This is a genomic window from Streptomyces sp. NPDC102406 (assembly GCF_044765725.1).
GTDB lineage: Bacteria > Actinomycetota > Actinomycetes > Streptomycetales > Streptomycetaceae > Streptomyces.
Genome location: NZ_JBIWKP010000001.1, coordinates 1,181,401 through 1,203,348, shown reverse-complemented (window position 1 = coordinate 1,203,348; position 21,948 = coordinate 1,181,401). Strand labels below are relative to the sequence as shown.

The 21,948-nt window shown below is 69.9% G+C and carries 20 protein-coding genes and 1 tRNA gene; 7 read left to right on the top strand and 14 right to left on the bottom strand.

Features of this window, described 5'->3' with window-relative positions; all coding sequences use genetic code 11:
- Positions 1–706 precede the first annotated feature (706 nt).
- On the bottom strand, positions 707–1,252 hold the full coding sequence (locus ACIRF8_RS05505) for a flavoprotein (RefSeq protein ID WP_404211098.1): 546 nt from the start codon (positions 1,250–1,252) through the stop codon (positions 707–709).
- Positions 1,253–1,384: 132 nt separating this feature from the next.
- Between ACIRF8_RS05505 and ACIRF8_RS05500 the strand changes: the two genes are divergently transcribed.
- Both ACIRF8_RS05500 and ACIRF8_RS05495 read left to right on the top strand, forming a co-directional pair.
- The gene (locus tag ACIRF8_RS05500) at positions 1,385–2,563 is read left to right on the top strand and encodes a helix-turn-helix domain-containing protein (RefSeq protein WP_404211096.1); all 1,179 of its coding nucleotides are present in this window, start codon (positions 1,385–1,387) and stop codon (positions 2,561–2,563) included.
- A gap of 97 nt (positions 2,564–2,660) precedes the next feature.
- Positions 2,661–3,002: a hypothetical protein gene (locus tag ACIRF8_RS05495; protein ID WP_404211095.1), complete on the top strand. Its 342-nt coding sequence runs from the start codon at positions 2,661–2,663 to the stop codon at positions 3,000–3,002.
- Between the two features lie 401 nt (positions 3,003–3,403).
- Here the strand turns inward: ACIRF8_RS05495 and ACIRF8_RS05490 are convergent, their stop codons facing one another.
- Together ACIRF8_RS05490 and ACIRF8_RS05485 are read right to left on the bottom strand one after the other, a co-directional pair.
- Positions 3,404–3,562: a helix-turn-helix transcriptional regulator gene (locus ACIRF8_RS05490; protein WP_404211093.1), complete on the bottom strand. Its 159-nt coding sequence runs from the start codon at positions 3,560–3,562 to the stop codon at positions 3,404–3,406.
- 645 nt (positions 3,563–4,207) lie between these two features.
- Positions 4,208–4,279, bottom strand: a tRNA-Val gene (locus ACIRF8_RS05485).
- 218 nt (positions 4,280–4,497) lie between these two features.
- On the opposite strand from ACIRF8_RS05485, the gene ACIRF8_RS05480 reads away from it, so the two are divergent.
- From ACIRF8_RS05480 to ACIRF8_RS05470, 3 genes are all read left to right on the top strand, one after another.
- Entirely contained in the window at positions 4,498–5,286 is a 789-nt protein-coding gene (locus ACIRF8_RS05480) for a DUF4097 family beta strand repeat-containing protein (RefSeq protein ID WP_404211091.1), read from the top strand.
- A 54-nt stretch (positions 5,287–5,340) separates the two neighbouring features.
- Complete coding sequence (locus ACIRF8_RS05475) at positions 5,341–6,807, top strand: hypothetical protein (RefSeq protein WP_404211089.1); 1,467 nt, start codon at positions 5,341–5,343, stop codon at positions 6,805–6,807.
- Between the two features lie 73 nt (positions 6,808–6,880).
- Positions 6,881–7,108, top strand: a complete 228-nt coding sequence (locus ACIRF8_RS05470; protein ID WP_404211087.1) for a zinc ribbon domain-containing protein — start codon at positions 6,881–6,883, stop codon at positions 7,106–7,108.
- A gap of 28 nt (positions 7,109–7,136) precedes the next feature.
- Here the strand turns inward: ACIRF8_RS05470 and ACIRF8_RS05465 are convergent, their stop codons facing one another.
- The 3 genes from ACIRF8_RS05465 to ACIRF8_RS05455 form a co-directional block, all read right to left on the bottom strand.
- Entirely contained in the window at positions 7,137–7,868 is a 732-nt protein-coding gene (locus tag ACIRF8_RS05465) for an HAD family hydrolase (protein ID WP_404212291.1), read from the bottom strand.
- Between the two features lie 80 nt (positions 7,869–7,948).
- Positions 7,949–10,375, bottom strand: a complete 2,427-nt coding sequence (locus tag ACIRF8_RS05460) for a phosphoribosyltransferase (protein WP_404211085.1) — start codon at positions 10,373–10,375, stop codon at positions 7,949–7,951.
- Positions 10,372–11,535: an HpcH/HpaI aldolase/citrate lyase family protein gene (locus ACIRF8_RS05455; RefSeq protein ID WP_404211083.1), complete on the bottom strand. Its 1,164-nt coding sequence runs from the start codon at positions 11,533–11,535 to the stop codon at positions 10,372–10,374. Before ACIRF8_RS05455 ends, ACIRF8_RS05460 begins: the two co-directional genes overlap by 4 nt.
- 209 nt (positions 11,536–11,744) lie before the next feature.
- Between ACIRF8_RS05455 and ACIRF8_RS05450 the strand changes: the two genes are divergently transcribed.
- Entirely contained in the window at positions 11,745–12,521 is a 777-nt protein-coding gene (locus tag ACIRF8_RS05450; RefSeq protein WP_404211081.1) for a TerD family protein, read from the top strand.
- 1 nt (position 12,522) lies between these two features.
- On the opposite strand, the gene ACIRF8_RS05445 is transcribed toward ACIRF8_RS05450, so the two are convergent.
- From ACIRF8_RS05445 to ACIRF8_RS05420, 6 genes are all read right to left on the bottom strand, one after another.
- Positions 12,523–13,269 (bottom strand): Tellurium resistance, encoded by a 747-nt coding sequence (locus ACIRF8_RS05445; RefSeq protein WP_404211079.1) that lies wholly within the window; start codon positions 13,267–13,269, stop codon positions 12,523–12,525.
- A 158-nt stretch (positions 13,270–13,427) separates the two neighbouring features.
- Positions 13,428–14,573: a DUF475 domain-containing protein gene (locus ACIRF8_RS05440; RefSeq protein ID WP_404211077.1), complete on the bottom strand. Its 1,146-nt coding sequence runs from the start codon at positions 14,571–14,573 to the stop codon at positions 13,428–13,430.
- An 81-nt stretch (positions 14,574–14,654) separates the two neighbouring features.
- Positions 14,655–15,230: a TerD family protein gene (locus ACIRF8_RS05435; protein ID WP_404211075.1), complete on the bottom strand. Its 576-nt coding sequence runs from the start codon at positions 15,228–15,230 to the stop codon at positions 14,655–14,657.
- A gap of 105 nt (positions 15,231–15,335) precedes the next feature.
- On the bottom strand, positions 15,336–15,911 hold the full coding sequence (locus tag ACIRF8_RS05430) for a TerD family protein (protein WP_404211073.1): 576 nt from the start codon (positions 15,909–15,911) through the stop codon (positions 15,336–15,338).
- A 139-nt stretch (positions 15,912–16,050) separates the two neighbouring features.
- Positions 16,051–16,509, bottom strand: a complete 459-nt coding sequence (locus tag ACIRF8_RS05425) for a peroxiredoxin (RefSeq protein WP_404211071.1) — start codon at positions 16,507–16,509, stop codon at positions 16,051–16,053.
- Positions 16,510–16,685: 176 nt separating this feature from the next.
- Positions 16,686–17,117, bottom strand: a complete 432-nt coding sequence (locus ACIRF8_RS05420; protein WP_404212289.1) for a DUF3052 domain-containing protein — start codon at positions 17,115–17,117, stop codon at positions 16,686–16,688.
- 444 nt (positions 17,118–17,561) lie between these two features.
- Between ACIRF8_RS05420 and aceE the strand changes: the two genes are divergently transcribed.
- Positions 17,562–20,309 carry a pyruvate dehydrogenase (acetyl-transferring), homodimeric type gene (gene aceE, locus ACIRF8_RS05415; RefSeq protein WP_404211069.1) on the top strand — a complete coding sequence of 916 codons (2,748 nt, stop codon included), beginning with the start codon at positions 17,562–17,564 and terminating at the stop codon, positions 20,307–20,309.
- Between the two features lie 659 nt (positions 20,310–20,968).
- Here the strand turns inward: aceE and ACIRF8_RS05410 are convergent.
- Positions 20,969–21,277: a small hydrophobic protein gene (locus ACIRF8_RS05410; protein WP_404211067.1), complete on the bottom strand. Its 309-nt coding sequence runs from the start codon at positions 21,275–21,277 to the stop codon at positions 20,969–20,971.
- Positions 21,278–21,360: 83 nt separating this feature from the next.
- On the bottom strand, positions 21,361–21,738 hold the full coding sequence (locus tag ACIRF8_RS05405) for a peptidase inhibitor family I36 protein (RefSeq protein WP_404212287.1): 378 nt from the start codon (positions 21,736–21,738) through the stop codon (positions 21,361–21,363).
- Between the last annotated feature and the right edge of the window lie 210 nt (positions 21,739–21,948).

The following is a 21,948-nucleotide window of genomic DNA, read 5'->3' as shown; positions in this document are numbered from 1 at the left end:
CGCCGAGACCCGCCGAGGGGGACATGGGGACTCCATGTGGATTCCGCCCCGCTTCGATCACGCAACGGCCCGGAGTCCACTTCCCTCGCCGCCCTCCCTCGTCAGAGCCGTACGCACACCCTCCTGCGCATACTCGCTCTCGTGGGTGTAGATCCAGGTGACCTTCCCTCCGCGCGTCTGACCGAGGAACGCCTGCGTGTCCACCTCCGCCACACCCGCATGACGCAGGCGGCTCGCGACGTCGTGCCGGTACTCGTACAGCCGCGGCCACCACTCAGTGCGCCCCGTCTCGGGATCGGTCACCCTGCGCGCCACACCGGCCTGCTCGGTCGCCTTCTTCCAGGGACGCGGAACATCACGCCGGATGGCGTCTGCATCTGCGGACCGTGGACGAAGCCCGCTACCCCTCGGTGCGGGTCCTTCTTCACCGCAGCATCCTGCGGGAACGGACGGGCAGGACGGCGTGGACGGCCGGGACGGGGCTGACGGGGCCGACGGAGCGACTCGGTGCCCGGACGGCTACTCATGGCAGGCCCCGGAGGGTGCCCCTGACGCTCCGGTGCGCCGCCGTGCGGGCGCGCCGCCGCCTGAGCAGCCGGATCCGTCGGACGATACGCACCCGCTCGCGGCGGCCCTGAACCCGACCAGACGCCAGTACGTATGAACGTGGCCTCCAGCGCCTGCGAGGGCAGTGGGGGCCGTTTCGTCATGCCCGCTCGGCCAGCTCCCGCGCGGCGGCCAGCGCTGCATCCCACGGGTAGGCCTTCGGCTTCCCAGATCCGGCCGGATTCGGGGTGAACCCACCCTCCCCATACAGCACCGTGACTCCCTGCTCGCGCAGTTCGGTGATGCTCCGGCCCAACGCCCGGTGCTGCGCGTAGGCCGCGTTCACGCACGGCATCGCCACAGTGGGGATGCCCTTGCCGATCCCCTCGGCCACGACACCCACGACGAAATTTGCGGTGAGCCCTACCGCCCACGAGTTGAGCGAGTTGAAGGTGACCGGCGCGAACATGATGACGTCCGCCTTCGGCCAGGCGTCCGCCTCACCCGGCAGCTTGTACTCGCTCCGCACTGGATGCCCGGTCAACGCCGCGAGCCCGTCGAGGCTCTCGTCGAGCCAACGCGCCGCGGTCGGCGTCAACCCGAGGCAGACGTCCCACCCCTCGGCCTGCGCCGACTCGATGACCTTGGCGATGTCGAAGACCGGCGGAGCGGCCGACCCGAACAGATACAGGGTGCGTGAGGACATGACCTCATCCCACCCCGGACGGTTGATCACACGCAACCGCCCCCCATCCAGGAGGAACGAGGGCGATCGCCGGTCCAGCGCCACGGAGCGCGGGTACCGTTCCAAGTGGTGAGCCAGGAACGGAGTTCCAGTATGCCCAGAGACGACCACGCCGGCACCCGTATCGCACACCACCGCAAGCTCGCCGGGTACACGCAAGCAGGCTTTGCCCTGATCATTCCGTACTCGTACAGCCATCTCCACAAGGTCGAGAGCGGCCACAAGAGTCCCTCGCAGGAGTTCATCGCGGCGTGCGCCAAAGCCCTGCACATCGACGTCACGGCCCTGACAGGACAGCCGTACATGACCGAGTTGCAGGAGGATCGACTCGCCGAGTTGATCCGCCCGATCCGCGAGTCCCTTGATCTCTATGACCTCGGTGCGGATCCCGCCGTCATCTCGCGGCGACCGGAGGAACTGATCGATGCTGCGGACCAGTTGTGTCAGCGTGTGCGGGAGACCCAGCTCAACACGGCCGCCCGCGCACTTCCACGACTGATTACAGAGCTGACATCGACCGCCTACGTCAACCCGACCACCGAGGGATGGCGAGCCCTGGCCAGTGCCTACCGCACCGCCCACGACGTGGCCGTGAAGCTCGGCTTCGTCGACCTGTCGACCATCGCCCTGGACCGCATGGACTGGGCCGCACAGCGCGCCTCGGACCCGCTCCTGGCCGCAGTCCGCCAGTACATGAGAGGCCTGGTCTACTTCCGCGAGGGCGAGCACACGATCGGCCTGCGTCTCGTCGCAGCCGGTCATAGAGTGCTCGGCCAGGCAGACCGCGACCGCGAAGCGTTGGCCGTCGCTGGACAGTTGCACCTGGGTGCCACGGTCATCGCGGCCAGGGCGCACGACAAGACCACCGTGGAGACACACCTGTCCGAGGCCCGGGACATCGCGCGCCGGACCGGAGACGCATCCGAGGTGCACTGGCTGTCCTTCGGACCGGCGAACGTGGCCGCGCACCAGGTATCCGCGCTCGGCGAACTACGCGAGTGGGGGCAAGCGGTGGAGAAGGCGCGCAAGGTGAAGCTGCCCAAGTCCTGGGCGGCGTCACGTCGCGCGCACTTCTTCATCGACCGAGCGCGGTCCGAGATGGAGACCGGCCGCTCGGAGGCCGCCTTGAAGTCGCTGGTCAAGGCCCGCGAGATCGCACCGCAGCAGACGCGTTACCACCCGGCCGCACGCGAGACGATCCAAGGCCTTGTGCATCACCAGCGCCGCACTCCGGAGACGCTCAGCCACATGGCTGCGTGGGTCGGGCTGTGATTGTCCCCGACTGTCCCTGAAGAGGGACAGTTGTGGCCCCTGCCGGTCGTCACTCTGGTCTCAGTACCTGATCAGCGCCGACGGCAGGGAGCACACCGTGAATACGCAGACGCCACAGGCAGAGACTCGGGTCCGGCGTGCTGCGTTACTGCAAGCAGCGTTCTCCGCCATCCGCGACCGGCCCGAGACTGCGACGCGTGACGAGCTGAACCTTGCGCTCCGTGCCGAGTTCCGGGTGTTGCTGCCCATCGTGCAGACGCAGATGGAGGCCATCACCCCTCGGACCCGCGACTGGTACGCCCGCGACATGGCCATACACGCGGCAAACGAGGAGCTGGCCAGGGGGCTCAGTCCGAGCCCGTTGGCCGCGTACCTGACGCTCGCCGAGCTTGGCCGGCGCCTGCACGTGCTTGACGTGCTCGCAGGCGGTGGGTCGTGATCCGCCAGTCCGCAGCCGCGTTCGTGCCCATTCCGGGGGTCTGCTTCATCCGTAAGCCAGGCGCGACCATGCGCTGCACGCTGCCGACGGGGCATGACGGCGACCACTTGAACGTGTACGCGGGCACCACGAACAGCGCGGGCATCCGTCCCGGTGCGACCTGGCCGCGCCGCTCAGGCGAGTCACAGGCCGATTGAGACTCCCGCCGCCTCCTCCCTTGTCCCGTTGCTGGCGGCGGGTAGCAGTCGCACTTCACAGCGACTGCGCCCGGTTCGGTACCTCGGCTCAGGACCCGAGCCGGAAGGGGGCGGCCCCGCCACCACGGGGTCGCCTCGCAGACTCCCGCGCCTTCCGGTGCGGGCGGGCGGCGGCGTAACGCGCAAGGAGCGCCGCCGCCCAACTCACACGAGGTCGCGGAGTGGAACGCCGAGCCCATCGGCGATGGAGATCAGGGTGTCAAGGACGGGGCTCTGGTGGCCCCGCCCGATGCGGTTGATCGCCTGCCGGTCAAGGCCAGCGCGCTCGGCGAGGCCTCCTGGGTGAGGTTCGCGTGCATGCATACGGCTCGGATGCGTTCGCCGATGGCTCGCTGGCGGCGAGGACTCGGGGAGACGGCGGAGCGGGTGGCACCCGGTCAATGCTGGCTGCCCCAAGAACGACTGTCTGTAGCGTCAACCGTACATTTTTTGATCACTGTTCGGCCAGGCCTGCAAGGCCCATGCGAATGCAACGCAGGTTCGAGTGAATGCGCGTCCGAAATTAAGGCGCTCGGGGCAACCGGCATACATCGCGCATATGACACACGCCCGAGCATAGACGGCCCACACCGCGAGGTGGGGGCTCGCGCCCCTCAAGATGTATGCGTCCGTCGGGGGGGGGGACGCCCCGCTCTAATTCAGTCAGAGCCGACGCCCCGCCCCCGGACCCCCGGGTGGGGCGTCTACCCCCGGGGGCCACGGCCTGGGGGCGAGGCCTCCCCGCCACGGCACCCCCGGATGTCGACGAGCGCGCATCCGGCACGCGCAGGGAGACACACCAGCCCTCGTCGGACAGCGACCGTACGTACTGTCTCGCCGCGATCGACCCTCGAACAAGTGGTACGCGAGCAAGATCGCGTGGCGTTGTGGACTTCATGGGGACTTCGATCACAGGAAGGGCCCTCCGGTGATCTCACCGGAGGGCCCTTGACCTGCTATTCAGTACCGTGGGCGCGGACGGTTTCGAACCGCCGACATCCTGCTTGTAAGGCAGGCGCTCTACCCCTGAGCTACGCACCCGGGATCCCGGGCTCTCGCGACCGGGACGAGCCGACAGCCTACCTTGCCGGTGCCCGTGCACCGCAAACCCGTAAGCGCCCCGGGCCGCGGCGGGGGTTAACCCCACCTGCGATCCGGTGGCCGGCCGCATCCCGGGCGCCGCCGCGCCGCCGTAGGTTCAGGGCGTGCCGGCCGCCGGTCCGGCGCCGCGACAGCGTTCGTAGCAGGGGGAGTTCACCATGACCGTCCGCCAGACCCGCACCGCCCGTGCCGTTCGCGGGGTGGCCGCCGTGGCGGCCGTGGCCGCTGTCGCCGCCACGGCCACGGCGTGCGGCGCCGACGCCGCCGACGACGACCACCCCGACCACCGCTCCTTCGCCCTGCACGGTGCCACGCTGACCGTCGACTCGGACGACTCGGCCCTCGAACTGGTCCCGGGCAGCGGCGACCGGGTGCGGGTCACCCGCTGGTTCCAGGGCTCCACCGTCATCGGCTCCGACCCCAGGGTGACGTGGACGTGGCAGGGCGACGAGGACCGGCTGACGTTGCGGCTGCACTGCGGCGGCTTCGTCGCCGACTGCTCGGCCCGGCACCGCGTCGAGGTGCCGCGCGGCACCGCCGTCGTGGTCCGCAGCGACGACGGCAGCGTACGGGCGAGCGGTTTCCGCGAAGGGCTCGACATCACGACGCGGGACGGGTCGGTGCACGTGAAGGACGTCTCGGGGCCGCTGCGCCTGCGCGGCGACGACGGTTCGCTGCACGCGTCCGGTGTGGACGCGCGCCAGGTCTCCGTCCGCACCAAGGACGGCGGCGCGCACATCACCCTGCGCACGGTCCCCGACCGCGTCGACGCGACCAGCGACGACGGCTCCCTGACCTTCACGCTCCCGGACACCGCCCGGTACCGGGTGACCACGCGCACCGACGACGGTGGCGTCGACGTGTCCGTCCCCCGCGACGCCCACAGCACGCACCGCGTCTCGGCCCGCAGCCAGGACGGAAAAGTCACCCTGCGAACGGCGAACTGACCGGCCCGTGTATTCGTCCTTCACCGGTGGGAGAATGGACACCGGTCAGGGCTGATGACGGCACGGGCAGCACGGGAGTGGTTGGTGACGACGGCGACGAACGAGGGCCCCGAAGGGGCGAGCCCAGCCACGGCTGAGCCGCGCGCGGTACGCGGACTCGGCCGGGCGGACGCCCGCCCGGCCGCCCACCGTCGTCGCGGCCGTCCCGTGCGCGATCTGCTGACCCTCACGCTGCTGCCCCTGCCCGTGCTCGCGGCGGCGATGAGCACCGCCTTCGCCGGCGGCGGTACGCGGAAGTGGTTCGGCGGCCGTGCCGAGTCCCAGCGCGCGGAGGCGCAGGCGGCCAAGGACGCCGCCGCCGCCGCGTTCTACGAACTGGACACCGCCCAGCGGGACCTGCGCATCTCGATAGAGACCATCACCGCGGTCGACGACTCCCCCGCGGCCCGCCGCGCCGTCGGCGACTTCGAGCAACTCGGCGCGCGCATCGACGAGGTCAGCGGCCAGTACATCACCGCCGTCGACGCCCACGACCTCGACCGTGACGACCTGGAGGCGAGCGTCGCGTCCCGCGCCCGTGCCGATCTGACGCAGGCCAAGGACCAACTGACGCGCACCAAGCAGGACCTGGACAGGTTCGCGCGGGGGCTCGGCCCGCTGCTCGGCAAGGCCGAGACGCAGCTCGCCCGCCTCGCCCCGTCCGTGGAGCGCGCCCGCCAGGCACTCCTCGCGGCGACGACCGCCCTGGACGCGGTCCGGCGGTCGGGGCTGAAGGCCGACGACCTCGCGGGCCGACTCGCCGCCCTCGGCCCCGAGCTGACCAAGCTCAACCAGGGCGCGGGGCAGCACGGCGTACCGGAGACGCTGGAGCGCGCGGAGCGGGTCGCGCGGGACGCGGAGTCGGTGCGGGCGGAGGCCGAGCGCCTGCCCGAGCGGGCCGCCGAGATCGACCGGCGCCTGGTCTCGCTGCGCACGCGCGCGCAGGCCCTGACGACCCGCGCGGGCCAGGTCGAGCCGGTCCTCAGCGAGCTGCGGCGCCGGTTCACCGCGCCGTGCTGGCAGGACCTCCAGGGCGTACCGGAACTGGCCGCGGAGAACGTGCGGCAGGCCGAGACCAAGCTCGCCGAGGCCCGCGCGGCGCGGGACGCCCAGCGCTGGCCCGACGCCACGGCGCTGCTCTCCACGGTCCGCGCCCTGCTGAATGCGACGGACGAGTCGGTCTCCGCCGCCGCCGACCGGCTGCACCGGCTGAACGCGGTGGCCGAGGACCCGCAGCAGGAGATCGACCGCACCCGGTTCGCGATCCGGGACGCCCAGCGCCTGGCGATGGCGGGCCGCAGCACGCCCGACCCGCGCCACGCCCGTCCTCTCGACGACTCGGTGGCGCGTCTGGACCGTGCCGTCGCGGGTCTGGAGGGCCGCCACCCCGACTACTGGCACTTCCTCACCGAGACGGAGGGCGTGCGGCAGACGGTGGGCCGGGTCGTGGCACAGATCCGCGAGGAGCGCGGCGGGGCCTGACCGGCGGGCCCACGGCCGCCGCCCGCCGAAGTCGCCGTGGGCGTCCGGGAGATGCGCCCCGTAACCTTGTCCCATGCCTCGCTACGAATACCGCTGCCGCACCTGCGGCGACACGTTCGAACTCAGCCGCCCCATGGCGGAGTCCGCGTCCCCGGCGACCTGCCCCGCGGGCCACCCGGACACGGTGAAACTCCTGTCGACGGTGGCGGTGACGGGCGGCGCGACGACCGCCTCGGCCCCGGCGCCCGCGGCGGGCGGTGGAGGAGGCGGCGGTTGCTGCGGGGGCGGCTGCTGCGGCTAGCCTCCGTCGTCCCGTCGCGCGGGCGGCGTCACAGCGCGCCCAGGAACCCCCTCAGCACCGCCTCTCCCGCCGTGACCCCGCGCTCGGCGAGCACCGTCACCCCGGGCGCGGTCCAGCCCGCGTCCGCCAGCTCACCGTGGCCGGGGCGCCAGCCCCGGTCCACGACGTTCAGCAGGTCCGCGTCCAGCAGGGAGTCCCCGGCGCCCAGGGTCAGCGTGGCCCCGGTCCGCCGGGCGACCTCCTCGACCGCCGCGCCCTTGGTCAACGGCTTCGGGACGGCGTACACCTTCCGGCCCTGGAGCGACACGCTCCAGCCGACCCCGTCCGCCCACTCCCCGAGCTCCTTGACCCAGTCCGGCGGCAACAACTGCCGGTCCACCACGAGGTACGCGAACAGGTCCTCGGCGACCCGCTCCTTCAGCAGCCACGCCGGATCGGCGGTCGCGACCATCCGCTCCCGCACCTCGCGCAGCGGAGCGCACTGCGCGTCGAGCCGCGTGGCGACGGCGGCGCTCCACTCCGGGTCCGACACCCCGTCGATCAGCAGGTGCCCGCCGTTGGCGCAGATCGCGTAGCGCGGCGCGGGACCGGGCAGGCGCACCCGCCCGTACTGCTCCCGGGTACGCGTGGTCGTCGGTACGAACACCGCCCGCGTCGCCACCTCCGTGAGCAGCGCCGCCGCGTCCTCGGTGACGTACGACAGGGGTCTGCCCTCGTACACCTCGACGCACAGCAGGCGCGGTGCCCGCGCGTCGGGCATGGTCAGGGCGAGGGCCCCGGCCGAGTAGATGAGCGTGCGGTCGAGATCGCTGGCGACGACCGTCACGGCACCGGGATGTGTCACTGCGCCGCCACCGCTCTGCCGTCCCCACCGGTCGCTCCGCGGGTGAACCGCGGGTGGATCAACCCGACGCAGGTGTAGGGGAGTTCGGCCACTTCCTCCACCGGCACCCCGCGCTGTTCGGCGAGCAGACGCACATGGTCGAGATCGGTGCCCGCGCCGGCCCGCGCCAGGATCTTCCACGGCACGCGCCGCAGCAGCACCCGCGTCGTCTCGCCGACCCCTGGCTTGACCAGGTTCACATCGTGGATGCCGTACTCCTCGCTGATCCGCTCGACGGCGGCCCAGCCCTCCCACGTCGGCGAACGATCCGCCCCGAGCAGTTCCTTGACGTCCGCGTCGACCGCGTCCCCGGCCGCCTCGAACCGTCCTTCGACCACGTCCAGGAAGTGCCGCGACACATCCGAACCGGCCAGTTCGGAGTAGAACTTGGCGCCGTGGAAGTCATCGGGGCCGACGAGGTCGGACCGCAGCACGGTGCGCGAGACAAGCCCGGAGACCGTGGAGTTGAGGCAGGCCGAGGGGATGAGGAAGTCCTCGCGCGTCCCGTACGTGCGCACGCACGACCCGGGGTCGGCGAGCACGGCGATCTCCGGGTCGAACCCGTCGAACTCCGCGACCGCGGCGGCCAGTTCACGCGTGATGGCGCCCTTGCCCGTCCACCCGTCGACGAAGACGACGTCCGCCGGGTCGTGGTGCGCGGCGAGCCAGCGCAGCGTGTTCGCGTCGATGCCCCGGCCGCGCACGATGGAGACCGCGTAGTGCGGCAGCTCAAGGCCGTGCCGCCACTTGGCCCAGCGCCGCATCAGCACGCCGACCGGCGTCCCCGCGCGCGCGAGGGAGACCAGGACCGGGCGCGGCGAGCGCTCGGCGAGGACCGTCTCGGTGACCACGCCGACCGCCCGCGCGATCCGGTCGGCCGAGGTGTCGAGCGCGGCGTGGAACAACTCCTGGTACTGCGCGCTCGGTTGGTACTCGACCGGCAGCGACTCGGCGTAGTGCGCGCCCCCGCTCTGGATGGCCTCCTCGCGCTCCTCGGTCGGCGCCTCCAGCGTCACGTCCGAGAGGTCCTGCAACAGCCAGCCGACCTCGTCGGGCGCGTACGAGGAGAAGGCGGGGCCGCGCAGCGGCTCGGGCAACGACATGGAGGGCCTTTCCTGAGGGACGTACGACGGGAGCACGACCACGACCACGCGCGCCGCGTGCTCGGCGACCCGCTCCAACAGACCGCCGGGGGCGGCGAGTTCGGCGCTGTCGCCGACGGAGTCGAGGACGACGACGACCGTGTCGAAGCCGCCGCCCGCCACGTTGTACGCGTACCGCTCACCGGGTCCGTCGGCAGGTGCGTCGTGCGCGGGGAAGACGAGGCGGGTGCGGATCGCGTAGCCCGGGTCGTCGACGGCGAGGACGGGCGAGCGGGTCGTGGTGGAGTACGCGACGTCGGCGCCGGTCGCCTCCAGGGCGGTGGCGAGGCGCAGCGGCGCGTACATCAACTCCTCGTTGCCCAGGACGAGTACGCGTCCGCTGACGTGCGGCGCGAGCCGTTCGGCGAGGCCGGGCAGGGCCGCTTCGAGGCGGGCGCGGTGCGCCGGGGTGAAGCCGTGCCGTCCGCCGTCCGGCACCTCGCGCGGCCAGCCGAGGTCGCCGACCCGGACGATCTCGCCACGCTCACGCCCGGCAGCGGGGACGCCGGCCGCCTCGTGCGCGGCGACGAGCGCCTGCCCCTTCTCCAGGACCCCGTCCGGCAGCCGCACGGTGCCGCGCGCCCTGACGACGAGGTCGATCCGGGCCCCCACCTCCCGCGCGAACGCGTCGAGGCGGCCCTGGTCGCCGGGTGAGCGCATGTCGACGAGCGCGACGATGACGTAGCGGTCGCGGGCGTGCAGTGCGTGCAGCGCGCGGATGGTGTTCAGAACCGTGTTGCCCGTGGAGAACTCGTCGTCGACCAGGACCAACGGGCCGTCGCCCGCGAGCAGCGCGGGGTCCTCGGGCAGCAGCAGATGGGAGGTGGCGTGCGAGTGGGACTCCTCGAAACCGCCCGCTCCCGCCACGCCCTCGACGGGGCGTCGCGTGGAGTGCAGGTACGGGGCGAGGGCGAGGCCGTCGGCGACCGAGTGGCCGAGGCCCGTCGCGGTCTCGGCGTACCCCAGGACGACGGCCCGCGCCGCCGCCTCCTCACCCAGCAACTCCCGCACGCGGACGCCCAGTTCGCGTCCCGTGTCCCAGACCACCGAGGGGCGCTGCGGCACGTGCTTGCCCAGCACGTTCGACACCAGCAGGTGCGCTCGCTTGGGGTTGCGCCGCAGGGCGAGCCCCAGGAGCCCGGTCAGCTCCCGGTCCCCGGCCAGTTCGACCCCGAGCCGCTCGGCGACCCATGTACCCGACCACACCACGTCGTTGTTCTCGTCTCTCGTCGTTCCGGTCATGCGGGCAGCCCGGCCGTCAGCAGTTCCACGAAGCCGACGTCCTCGCGGGCCACACCGAACGCCTCCGCCCGCCGCAGCGTCCGCTCGGCCCAGGCCCGGTGCGGCTTCACCTCGTTCATCTTGTTCGTGTACGCGGACCTGAGGACCCCGCCGCCGCCCCGCTCGGGCCGCAGGATGTCGCGGGCGTCGCTGTACTCCTCGTGGCTGACGACGGACAGCGCGTGCACGGGCAGCACGTGCGAGGGGTGGATGCAGGTCTTGCCGAGCAGGCCGTTGGCCCGGTCCAGCTCGATCTCGCGCAGCAGTCCGTCCATGTCGTGCCGGATCAGCGCCTCCCGCAGCGGTTCGGCGCCCTCCTCCAGGAAGGGGCTGCGGCGGAGCTGCGGCTTGAACATCCGCTCCTGGTGGCGGAAGTACTCCCAGACGGGCCCGGTCACCGTGAAACCGGTGCCGTCGGCCCGGCCCAGCAGGTTGACCACGTCGCCTATGACGGAGGCGACGATCTGCACGTCGTACGCGGTCATGTCCGGCGGCCTGCGCAGCCCGTACGCGGAACAGAAGTCGGTGACGCCGAGCCGCAGCGCGAGGACACGGTCGCGGTACTTGTCGACGGTGCGGGAGATCCCGGCGAGGGTGTCGGCGCGGGTCTCCAGGTGCAGCAGCTCGGGCGACTCCAGGACGGGCATGGCGAAAAGTCGACGCCCGGTGACGGCCTCTGCGGCGGTCAGCGCCTCCAGGAACGGGACTCCCCGCTCCTCCGTGAACTTGGGCAGGACGAATCCGGACAGCAGCTCGACGGAGGGTCCGAGGCGGTGCACGAGGTCGGTGATCTGCTCCGGGGCCCGTACGCGGACGAAGAGCAGCGGCACCTCGGCCCCGCGCGCGGAGAGGTCGGCGAACTGACGGACCAGGTTGTCCTCGGCGTCGCTCACCTCGGAGTCCTGGATGGAGTCCTCCAGGCACAGCACCATGGAGACGACTCCGCGGCGGGCCTGCTTGAGCACGTCGTCCGCGAGGCACGGCCGGGTCGCGGGGCTGTAGAGGGTGGCCCCCAGCGCCGCGGCGAGCATGCGGGGCGCGGAGTCCGAGCCGAACGGCTGCGGCTCCTGATGGAACAGGCGCTCCCGCACCTCAGGGGCGATGTGCCCGAAATGACGCATAAATCTCCCCTGTGCTGCGAGGCCGTCCGGCATGATGTGGCCGGTAATAGTACGTACAAACCTGTGTCAAAAGTTCCCGCGGGCAATGAAATCCTGGTAACCCGTGGATGTCGGGAGGCGCGTTCCGTCCCTCGTGCCCGGGGCACGATCCCCCTGGCTCCCCGTACCCCGCGTTGTCCCGGCCCACCGCGGGAAGGCAGGATGACCGCATGACGCACGCGATGCTCAAGGGGGCGAACGTCCCGCTCGACGCCACGGCGGTACGCGCCGTGCTCCGCTGGACCCCGGGACAGGGCGTGCCCGCGGTGGACGCCTCCGCGCTGCTGCTCGGAGCCGACGGCAAGGTCCGCTCCGACGAGGACTTCGTCTTCTACAACCAGCCCCGGCACCCCTCGGGGAAGGTCTGGCGGCTCGGCCAGAAGCGCGTCGCCGAGGGCATGACGGACACCCTCCAGGCGGACCTGGGCGGCATGCCGCAGGAGATCACCCGGGTCCTCTTCACGGCCTCCGCCGACGAGGTCGCGTTCGAGCACGTGCAGGCGCTGTGCCTGCTCGTCCACGACGCCGCGTCCGACGGCGCCGAACCGATCGCGCAGTTCGACATCAAGCCGGAGACCGGCGCCGAGACCGCGCTGATCTGCGGCGAGCTGTACCGGCGCGGCGACGGCTGGCGGCTGCGCGCGGTCGGCGAGGGCTATTCGAACGGCCTGATCGGCCTCGCCACGGACTTCGGCATCTCGGTCGACGAATCGGCCGGGGCGGAGCAACCCGCCCCGACGTCGCCCGCCCCGGCCCCGGCGCCCGCGGCCCCGTCGTTCCCGCTGCCGCCCCAGCAACCGCCGTCGTACGGCTATCCCGCGCAGCCCGCGACGCAGCCCGCCCCGCCGTCCCAGCCCGCGTACGGCTATCCGCAGCCGGTGGCGGCGACGGCGTACCCGGATCCGGCGTTCCGGCTGCCGCCGCAGGGGCCGCAGTTCATCCGCTGAGCTACCGGCCGCTCACCTTGGACTTGTAGCCCCGGCCCCACTGGAGCCCCCAGCCGTACAGGCGGTCCAGCTCGGCCTGGAACCCGTACACGAACTTCACCTCGCGCCGCACCACCAGGTCGCCCTTGACGTTCTCGATGGAGACGACGGCGCAGGAGCGGGCCTGCGGTGCGCGCTCGTCCAGGCTGATCTCGATGCGCGGACCGTTGCTCGGGTACAGCGTCACGATCGCGTGCGTACGGTCGAACGCCGGGGTCTGGTCGTAGATGTAGACGAAGATCAGCAGCCGCTTGATGGCCTCGCGGTGGTCGAGATTGACGTAGATGGTCTCCCCGGACGCCGAGCCGAACCGGTCGTCCCCGCTGAGCTTCACGTACGGCGGCTCGTTGAGCGCGCCGAAGAAACCGCCGAGCGGCTGTACGACGCCCTTCTCGCCGTCCATCAGCTCGTACAGGCAGCCGAGGTCCAGGTCGACGTTGACCATGGACTCGGTGTGCGCCTGGACGACGTCCGGTTTGAACATGCTGAAGGGATGCCGCAGCAGGCTGTGCTTCTCGAACCCGCCGATGTCCGAGGTCCGCATCCGCCAGGACAGGTTGACCCGCAGATTGCCGGTGGCCGCGCCCTGCTTGGAGAGCGAGACGACCGGATGTCGCTTGGTGAGTTCGATGGCGTTGGTCGCCGCGCTGCCCGAATCGAACTCGAACTGCGCGGAGCGCCCGCGCCACAGTGTGTCCCAGAAGGACATGCCGCCCCCAAATACCGTTCCCGTACTGCCCGTCCCCGCCCGATCATGCCCGTCTTCGCCGAACGGGGCGGCCGCGGGAGGCTCTGCCTCGTACGACCGCCCCGTTCAGAGGGTTCCAGGAATGGACCCCGGATCAAACACCGGGCTCCGGGTTCGGCTCAGACTCCGGAGGAGACCTCGCTCTTGTCCGTGCTTCCCGCGGTGCCCCCCTCGGCCGCGATCCGCTTGTTGCGGCGCACGGAGGAGAAGAACGACCAGGCGATCAGGACGACACCGATGAGGCCCGTGATGATCTCGTTGATCTCGTAGCGGATGGTGACGAGCAGGATCACGGCAAGGGCGCCGATCGCGTAGTGCGCGCCGTGCTCCAGGTACACGTAGTCGTCGAGGGTGCCCTGGCGGACCAGGTAGACGGTGAGCGACCTGACGTACATGGCGCCGATGCCGAGGCCGAGCGCCATGATGACGATGTCGTTGGTGATGGCGAAGGCGCCGATCACGCCGTCGAAGGAGAACGACGCGTCCAGGACCTCCAGGTAGAGGAACATGAAGAACGCGGCCTGACCGGCCAGCACGACGGCCGACTTCGGCTTGCCCTCACGGGCGGCCTTCTCCTCGGCCTCTTGCTCGCGCTCCTCCTCTTCCTCAAGACGGTTCTCGAAGAAGCTGGAGAGCCCGCCGACCACGAGATACGTGATGAGACCCGCGACGCCCGAGATGAGCACGGTGGACTGCTTGTCCGCGTGCACGCCGCCGTGCTGGTGCGCGTGGGTGGCCAGGGTCAGGGCGCAGACGAGGAGCACGATCAGCGCGATGCAGACCGACAGCATGTCGACCTTGCCGAGCTTGGCGAGCGGACGCTCCAGCCAGCCGAGCCACTTGATGTCCCGGTCCTCGAAGATGAAGTCCAGGAAGATCATCAACAGGAACATGCCACCGAACGCGGCGATGGACGGGTGCGCGTCGGTGACGAGCTGCTGATAGCGGTTCGGCTGGTTGAAGGCGAGGTCGACGGCCTCGACCGGCCCCATCTTGGCGCTGATCGCCACGATCACGACCGGGAAGACGAGGCGCATGCCGAACACCGCGATGAGCACGCCGACCGTCAGGAAGATCTTCTGCCAGAAGGCATTCATCTTCTTCAGGATCCCGGCGTTGACCACCGCGTTGTCGAAGGAGAGCGAGATCTCCATGATCGCGAGGATCGCGACGAGACCGAGCGCCGTCCATCCGTCGTAGAAGACCGCGGCGATCAATCCGAGCACGGTGATCGCGAACGACCAGCCGAAGGTTTTCAGGACCACTGACTACCCCATCGTGTGTACGGGTTTCCCCGTGCTGGTTGTACGGGGCTCCCCCGCTCCGTGCACGGCTTTAGCAACGCTTTATGAAACGTTGACTCCGAAGTCTAGAGCGATGCCACGCAGTCCGGACGCGTACCCCTGACCGACCGCACGGAACTTCCACTCCCCGCCGTACCGGTACAGCTCTCCGAAGATCATCGCGGTCTCGGTCGAGGCGTCCTCGGAGAGGTCGTACCGGGCGAGCTCCTGGCCGTCCGCCTGGTTCACCACGCGGATGAACGCGTTGCTGACCTGACCGAAGGTCTGTCCTCTGTTGTCCGCGTCATGGATCGACACCGGGAAGATGATCTTGTCGCAGGTGGCCGGCACCTTGGAGAGGTCGACGAGAAGCGACTCGTCGTCACCCTCGCCCTCACCCGTCAGGTTGTCCCCGGTGTGCTCGACCGAACCGTCGGGGCTCTTGAGCTGGTTGTAGAAGATGAACCACTCGTCACCCATGACCCGGCCGCCGCTGCACAGCAGCGCGCTGGCGTCCAGGTCGAAGTCGGCACCGGTGGTGGAACGCGCGTCCCAGCCGAGTCCGACGAGGACCTGTGTGAGGTTGGGTGCGGCCTTGGAGAGGGAGACATTGCCTCCCTTGGCGAGCGTGACGCCCATGATCGTGATCCTCCCCGCAGGTAAGGCGTTGCTGTGTCGAGCGCGTCCGGCGCCGCACTGAAGGAGTGCGGCGCCGGACGGGTGCTCGTGGTGCGACGTCTCGGCTCAGACGTTGACGCCGAAGTCCTGCGCGATGCCGCGCAGACCCGAGGCGTAGCCCTGGCCGACGGCGCGGAACTTCCACTCCGCCCCGTTCCGGTACAGCTCACCGAAGACCATGGCGGTCTCCGTCGAGGCGTCCTCGGAGAGGTCGTAGCGGGCGATCTCGGCGCCGCCCGTCTGGTTCACGACGCGGATGAACGCGTTGCGCACCTGGCCGAAGGACTGCTGACGGTTCTCGGCGTCGTAGATCGAGACCGGGAACACGATCTTGTCGACGTCGGCCGGGACCGCCGCGAGGTCGACCTTGACCTGCTCGTCGTCGCCCTCGCCCTCACCGGTGGTGTTGTCCCCGGTGTGCTCGACCGAGCCGTCCGCGCTCTTCAGGTTGTTGAAGAACACGAAGTCCTGGTCGTTGCGGACCTTGCCCTGCGCGTTGACGAGAATGGCGCTGGCGTCGAGGTCGAAGTCCGTACCGGTGGTGGTGCGGACATCCCAACCGAGGCCCACGACGACCGCCGTGAGGCCAGGGGCCTCCTTGCTCAGCGATACGTTGCCGCCCTTGCTGAGGCTGACTCCCACGAGTCCTCCCTATGGTCTGTAGGGGCGGGGAGCCCCGTAGTGCGTCTGGTATCGGATCAACGTATGGATCCTAGTGAGGGGTTCCCGCCCCCGGCGAGGCTTCCTACCGGGTGTCGTCGCCGGGAATCCCGCGGAATCCCTAGAGAGCGTCGAGCGCCTTGGCGTACTCGTTCAGGTCGCGCGCGTCCGGCAGCCCGTTGACGACGGTCCAGCGGACCACGCCCTCCTTGTCGATGATGAAGGTGCCGCGCACCGCGCAACCCTTCTCCTCGTCGAAGACGCCGTAGGCGCGCGAGACCTCGCCGTGCGGCCAGAAGTCGCTCAGCAGCGGGTACTCAAGGCCCTCCTGCTCGGCGAAGACCCGCAGGGAGAACGGGGAGTCGTTGGAGACGGCGAGCAGTTGCACGTCGTCGTTGACGAACTTGGGCAGCTCGTCGCGGAGGGCACACAGCTCGCCGGTGCAGACCCCGGTGAAAGCGAACGGGTAGAACAGCAGCACCACGTTCTTCTCACCGCGGAAGTCCGACAGCTTGACGGTCTCCCCGTGCTGATTCCTGAGTTCGAACTCCGGAGCCTTGGTTCCGGCCTCGATCGCCATGGTGAAGCTTCCCTTCGATAGGGCTGTTCGGGTGGCTTCACCCTAGTTGGCGCCGGGAAAGGCTCGCCCACCGCCATGCGGGGACACGCGGCCCGCGCGTATGCGTGAGGCCCTGCGGGCGCGCTCGCACGCCCGCAGGGCCTCACCTGGGGTATCCCGGTCCGCCGGGAGGCGGCTTACCGCTTCTTGGCGGCCGTCTTGGGCGTCACCAGCCTGCTCCCGGTCCAGTCCTTGCCCACGCTGACGCCCTTGGTCTGCGAGAGCCCGGCGGTGGTGGCGGCCTCACCGATCTCACTCGGCTCGACGTAACCCTCCCGCCCGGTCTTCGGCGTCAGGAGCAGGATGTAACCGCCGTCTTCGATGTACGTGGTGGTGTCCACCAGCGCATCAGTAAGGTCCCCGTCGTCCTCACGGAACCAGAGCACCACGGCATCAGCCACGTCGTCATAGTCCTCGTCGACGAGCTCTGTGGTGGTTGTGGCCTCGATGGCCTCACGGAGCTCCTGATCGACGTCCTCGTCGTAGCCGATCTCCTGGACCACCATGTCGGTCTGGAAACCCAGCCTCACGGCAAGGTTCGTCTCCGCGTGGTCCGCGGTCGCGCTCACGGATTGCCTCCTGATCATGTTTACGAAGTTGTCTGCAGCATCGCGCACGCGCGAAGCGTTGGCCGTAGTCCACACGTGCGCGACGGATCGCGCAAGTACCCGGCCGTCGAGACCGCCGAAACGGTGACGTTCCAGGCCGTGCCACCACAACTCCTGTCAAGGATTCCCGCAGGCCGGTGATGTACGCCACAGCATTCTGCCGGGTTTGCCCGCCCTGCCCCCACGCCGAGCGTGATCAGGGCCGAACGGCCCCACGGAACACCTGATCGTAATGGGCGCAAGGTCGCGAATTGTTCACGGCCACCCCAGGGGCTCGCTCCGCGCCCGCGTTTTACCTCTCGGTAGAGATGACGATTCCGATTCCGAGGTACACGATGGACAACGGCGTACCCGGCGGCGCACCCGTCAGGGGCACAGAGGCATCACCGACAGTGAAGGAACAGCGTGGCTTCCGGATCCGATCGCAACCCGATCATCATTGGCGGTCTTCCCAGTCAGGTCCCGGACTTCGATCCAGAAGAGACCCAGGAGTGGCTCGACTCCCTTGACGCGGCAGTCGACGAGCGCGGCCGCGAGCGAGCCCGCTATCTGATGCTCCGCCTGATCGAGCGGGCCCGCGAGAAGCGTGTGGCCGTGCCCGAGATGCGCAGCACGGACTACATCAACACGATCGCCACCAAGGACGAGCCGTTCTTCCCCGGCAACGAGGAGATCGAGCGCAAGGTCCTCAACGCCACGCGGTGGAACGCCGCGGTGATGGTCTCCCGCGCCCAACGCCCCGGTATCGGCGTCGGCGGACACATCGCCACGTTCGCCTCCTCGGCCTCGCTGTACGACGTGGGCTTCAACCACTTCTTCCGCGGCAAGGACGAGGGCGACGGCGGAGACCAGATCTTCTTCCAGGGCCACGCCTCGCCCGGCATCTACGCCCGCGCGTATCTCCTGGACCGCCTCACCGAGGACCAGCTCGACGCCTTCCGTCAGGAGAAGTCGAAGGCGCCTCACGGCCTGTCCTCGTACCCGCACCCGCGGCTCATGCCGGACTTCTGGGAGTTCCCCACCGTCTCCATGGGGCTCGGCCCGCTCGGCGCGATCTTCCAGGCCCGGATGAACCGCTACATGGAGGCCCGTGGCATCGCGGACACCTCCAAGTCGCATGTGTGGGCCTTCCTCGGCGACGGCGAGATGGACGAGCCCGAGTCCCTGGGCCAGCTCTCCATCGCGGCGCGTGAGGGCCTCGACAACCTCACCTTTGTCGTCAACTGCAACCTCCAGCGCCTCGACGGACCGGTCCGCGGCAACGGAAAGATCATCCAGGAGCTGGAGTCCCAGTTCCGCGGTGCCGGGTGGAACGTCATCAAGCTCGTCTGGGACCGCAGTTGGGACCCGCTGCTCGCCCAGGACCGCGACGGCGTCCTGGTGAACAAGCTGAACACCACGCCCGACGGCCAGTTCCAGACCTACGCCACCGAGCCCGGCTCGTACATCCGCCGGCACTTCTTCGGCGACGACCACCGGCTGCGCGCCATGGTCGAGAACATGACCGACGACCAGATCCTCCACCTGGGCCGCGGCGGTCACGACCACAAGAAGATCTTCGCCGCGTTCACGGCGGCCAAGGAGCACAAGGGCCAGCCGACGGTCATCCTCGCCCAGACCGTCAAGGGCTGGACCCTCGGCCCGAACTTCGAGGGCCGCAACGCCACGCACCAGATGAAGAAGCTGACGGTCGACGACCTGAAGGGCTTCCGCGACCGGCTCCACATCCCGATCACGGACGCCCAGCTCGAGGGCGGCGCCCCGCCGTACTACCACCCGGGCCGCGACTCCGAAGAGATCCAGTACATGCACGACCGCCGCCGCGCGCTCGGCGGCTATGTCCCGACCCGCGTCGTCCGCGCGAAACCGCTCCAGCTCCCGGACGACAAGGCGTATGCGACCGTGAAGAAGGGATCCGGTCAGCAGTCGATCGCCACCACCATGGCGTTCGTCCGGCTCCTGAAGGACCTCATGCGGGACAAGGAGATCGGCAAGCGCTTCGTGCTGATCGCGCCCGACGAGTACCGCACCTTCGGGATGGACTCCTTCTTCCCGAGCGCGAAGATCTACAACCCGCTCGGCCAGCAGTACGAGTCCGTGGACCGCGAACTCCTCCTCGCCTACAAGGAGTCCCCGACCGGCCAGATGCTCCACGACGGCATCTCGGAGGCCGGTTGCACGGCGTCCCTGATCGCCGCCGGTTCCGCTTACGCAACACATGGCGAACCCCTCGTCCCGGTCTACGTCTTCTACTCGATGTTCGGTTTCCAGCGCACCGGCGACCAGTTCTGGCAGATGGCCGACCAGTTGGCACGCGGCTTCGTTCTCGGTGCGACCGCGGGCCGCACCACACTGACCGGCGAGGGCCTCCAGCACGCCGACGGCCACTCCCAGCTACTGGCCTCGACGAACCCCGGCTGCGTCGCCTACGACCCGGCGTACGCCTACGAGATCGCGCACATCGTCAAGGACGGCCTGCGCCGCATGTACGGCCCCACGGCCGACGGCAAGCCCGGCGAGGACGTCTTCTACTACCTCACCGTCTACAACGAGCCGATCCAGCACCCCGCGGAGCCGGCCGACGTCGACGTCGAGGGCATCCTCAAGGGCATCCACCGCATCAGCACCGGCACCTCGGGCACGATCCCCGCACAGATCATGGCCTCGGGCGTCGCCGTCCCCTGGGCGCTCGAAGCCCAGCAGATCCTCGCCCAGGAGTGGAACGTACGGGCCGACGTCTGGTCCGCCACCTCCTGGAACGAACTGCGCCGCGAAGCGGTGGACGTCGAGCGCCACAACCTCCTGCACCCCGAGGAGGAGCAGCGCACGCCCTACGTCACGCGGAAGCTGTCCGGCGCGCAAGGCCCCTTCGTCGCCGTCTCCGACTGGATGCGGTCCGTGCCCGACCAGATCGCCCGCTGGGTGCCCGGCACCTACCAGTCGCTCGGCGCCGACGGCTTCGGCTTCGCCGACACCCGGGGTGCCGCGCGCCGCTTCTTCCACATCGACGCGCAGTCGATCGTGGTCGCGGTCCTCACGGAACTGGCCCGCGACGGCAAGGTCGACCGCTCGGTCCTCAAGCAGGCCATCGACCGCTACCAGTTGCTGGACGTCACTGCTGCGGATCCTGGTGCGGCGGGGGGCGACGCGTAGGGGGTGGCGGGTAGCGGGTAGCGGATTGCTTGGGGGCTCGGGTTCGGGTTTCGAGCCTGGGTCTGGGGTTCGGGTTCGGGTCCGGGCTTCGGGTCCGGGCTTTGAACTCGGGTCCGGGGTTCGGACTTCGGGTCCGGGCTTTGAGCTCGGGTCCGGGGTTCGGGCTCGGGTCCGGGCTTCGGGTTCGGGTCGGAGCTTCGGGTCCGGGCTTTGAGTTCGGGTCTGGGCTTCCGGCTCGGGTTCGGGGTTCGGGCTCGGGTCCGAGCTTCCGGTTCGGGTCGGAGCTTCGGGTCCGGGCTTCCGGCTCGGGTCCGGGGTTCGGACTTCGGGTCCGGGCTTTGAGTTCGGGTCCGGGGTTCGGGCTCGGGACCGGGCTTGCGGCTCAGGCTCCGAGGTTCGGGCGGTTGCCAAGGTGTGGGCGGTAGGACTCAGGTTTCGGCGCTCCTCCGCCCCGGGCTCACGGCGAGAGGTCGAGCCGCGTTCGGCGTTCGGGAAGCGAGACCGCGTCGGGAGGCGGAGGTCTCCTGGGCGTTCGGGCCTCCTGGGCGATCCCACCAGGTCCGCATACCGTCGTGCGGGCTTCTCGGCGACGGCCCCGGGGAGGACCCGGGGCCGCGTCGAGTCGACCGCGAAAGGCGGTCAGTCGGTCCTGTTCGGACTCAGAACAGTCCGCCCACCGGTGAGCCGGACATCGAGGCCAGCCAGACGATCGCGAGCAGCGTGTCGATCGCGCCGAGAACGACGGCTATCAGTGCCGGCACCGATTGCGTACCGGTCCAGCGTCGGCCCATGGCCAGCCAGCCGCAGACGACGGCGACCGGTCCCAGCACGATCTGCAGGACGGAGAAACCGGCGATCGCGCTGACGAGTCCGATGATCCCGAGCGTCGCGCGGTCCGGCCCGCTCCGCGATCCTGTGCGGCCGCGTGAGCGGGGGTGTTTGCGCGTGGTGTGACCGAAGCCCGCCATCATCACTCCTCGAGTTCGTCCAGACTCGGGCGATGAATCGGGTACCCCGTCTGCCTCGGTCTACCACCGGCGCCCCCGCTCGTTCATCTCTCCCACACCTTGAACGCCCGTGCCCGGTAGGGTGATTCGGGCTCCCACGTACCGCTTCCCGGGTACGTCTGGAACTCCCCGGTCTCCCCACATTTCGCGGACTGGTAGGTGGTGACGGGACGACCGGTGCGGTTCGCGATGGACGCCACGCTGCTCCCCTCCGGCAGCGCGACGCAGCTCTCGATGTCGATCCCGGCCAACTCGTAGGTCTGCCGGTGTCCTTTGAACCCGGTCTTGTCCCACAGACACAGCTCCCCCGCCGCGCAGGCGCCGAGCGTCGGTGGCGCCGCCGCGGCGAGGCCGGGTGTGAGGGCCATCGCGGCGAGCGCGGTCGCGGCGACGATGACGCTCACGGGCATGGACAGGAACATGGGTTTGGGCCTGGGTCCCGGCCTGGACTTGGCCGCGGGCAGCGGCGTGGGTGTGGGTGGTGTGAGCATGGTCGTACGCATGTGTGTGAACCCCCGTGTCGTGTCGACCAGTTGCGTTCGCGACTGATCGCTTGTCACACACTCTGGCCCGGAGGATCCGGTTCCGGGAAGGGCTGCTGATCAGCGTCACCCGGATAAGCGAAAGCCCCC

What these genes read in the sequence shown, in the direction of transcription:
- ACIRF8_RS05435 (WP_404211075.1), bottom strand. Translation starts at nt 15,230, where the DNA reads ATGGGCGTCACGCTCGCCAAGGGAGGCAATGTCTCCCTCTCCAAGGCC.
- ACIRF8_RS05470 (WP_404211087.1), top strand. Translation starts at nt 6,881, where the DNA reads ATGCCTCGCTACGAATACCGCTGCCGCACCTGCGGCGACACGTTCGAA.
- ACIRF8_RS05450 (WP_404211081.1), top strand. Translation starts at nt 11,745, where the DNA reads ATGACGCACGCGATGCTCAAGGGGGCGAACGTCCCGCTCGACGCCACG.
- ACIRF8_RS05405 (WP_404212287.1), bottom strand. Translation starts at nt 21,738, where the DNA reads ATGTTCCTGTCCATGCCCGTGAGCGTCATCGTCGCCGCGACCGCGCTC.
- ACIRF8_RS05465 (WP_404212291.1), bottom strand. Translation starts at nt 7,868, where the DNA reads ATGCCCGACGCGCGGGCACCGCGCCTGCTGTGCGTCGAGGTGTACGAG.
- ACIRF8_RS05455 (WP_404211083.1), bottom strand. Translation starts at nt 11,535, where the DNA reads ATGCGTCATTTCGGGCACATCGCCCCTGAGGTGCGGGAGCGCCTGTTC.
- ACIRF8_RS05460 (WP_404211085.1), bottom strand. Translation starts at nt 10,375, where the DNA reads ATGACCGGAACGACGAGAGACGAGAACAACGACGTGGTGTGGTCGGGT.
- ACIRF8_RS05445 (WP_404211079.1), bottom strand. Translation starts at nt 13,269, where the DNA reads ATGTCCTTCTGGGACACACTGTGGCGCGGGCGCTCCGCGCAGTTCGAG.
- ACIRF8_RS05500 (WP_404211096.1), top strand. Translation starts at nt 1,385, where the DNA reads ATGCCCAGAGACGACCACGCCGGCACCCGTATCGCACACCACCGCAAG.
- ACIRF8_RS05425 (WP_404211071.1), bottom strand. Translation starts at nt 16,509, where the DNA reads ATGGCGATCGAGGCCGGAACCAAGGCTCCGGAGTTCGAACTCAGGAAT.
- ACIRF8_RS05475 (WP_404211089.1), top strand. Translation starts at nt 5,341, where the DNA reads ATGACGGCACGGGCAGCACGGGAGTGGTTGGTGACGACGGCGACGAAC.
- ACIRF8_RS05505 (WP_404211098.1), bottom strand. Translation starts at nt 1,252, where the DNA reads ATGTCCTCACGCACCCTGTATCTGTTCGGGTCGGCCGCTCCGCCGGTC.
- ACIRF8_RS05410 (WP_404211067.1), bottom strand. Translation starts at nt 21,277, where the DNA reads ATGGCGGGCTTCGGTCACACCACGCGCAAACACCCCCGCTCACGCGGC.
- ACIRF8_RS05480 (WP_404211091.1), top strand. Translation starts at nt 4,498, where the DNA reads ATGACCGTCCGCCAGACCCGCACCGCCCGTGCCGTTCGCGGGGTGGCC.
- ACIRF8_RS05490 (WP_404211093.1), bottom strand. Translation starts at nt 3,562, where the DNA reads ATGCATGCACGCGAACCTCACCCAGGAGGCCTCGCCGAGCGCGCTGGC.